General features: G+C 40.0%; 1 protein-coding gene. It reads right to left on the reverse strand.

Annotated elements, in window-relative coordinates:
• Nucleotide 1 precedes the first annotated feature (1 nt).
• Nucleotides 2–688: type IV secretion system protein (locus tag ACFIJZ_RS10075; protein WP_375632038.1), on the reverse strand; the 687-nt coding region annotated here is incomplete at its 5' end.

Genomic DNA, 688 nt, shown 5'->3' on the forward strand with positions numbered 1-688 from the left:
TCTAGTTTCTATGTCTCCATAGATGTCCAAATGTAATGCCTTTTGCGAGAGAATTGGCAACGCTTGATAGTTTGAGTAACAGCATGATGGATATAATGGACAAGATGAGAGCTCCCCCAAACATGAAGCTTATATTCTGGTCGTAATCGAGTTTCATATCGCTCAAATAGTTTGCAAAGATATTCATCATCAGATTAAATACAGTGGCTAAGAGTAAAAAGAGGATTATATAATTGACGACTTGGATTATCCATTGCTCGAAAAGGCGATGAGTTGGTTGCCAGAGCAAAGCAACGATGAAGAGAGGTCCCCATCCTACGAGAAGTGTAATAGCGATTTTTGTTAGGAGCACGAGACCACCACCGATTGCGACTACGAGGCTTGTTGCCAACAAGATGATGATGCCTAAGAGACTGTAAAGCAGACCATTGCCTTCGAAGAAGACGGTTTCTTGGAAAAGACGTCCTGCATATTGAAATCCTTTGGTTGCTGCTGTATCAAGTAAATTCATTAATTGTGTATCATTGAGTGGATCTGTTAAGAGCGCTTTTGATAACTCATAGGGCATTTGTGTTATCAAACTCGCAATTTCATTTTGATAAAGTCCTGTGGTAAGAGCTATTGAAGTAATAATACTTATCCGTAGGAAACGATTTACAAATCCGGAGAGAGGCATATCTATAGCGCC

The sequence above is a fragment of the Bartonella sp. CL70QHWL genome (assembly GCF_042194855.1).
GTDB lineage: Bacteria > Pseudomonadota > Alphaproteobacteria > Rhizobiales > Rhizobiaceae > Bartonella.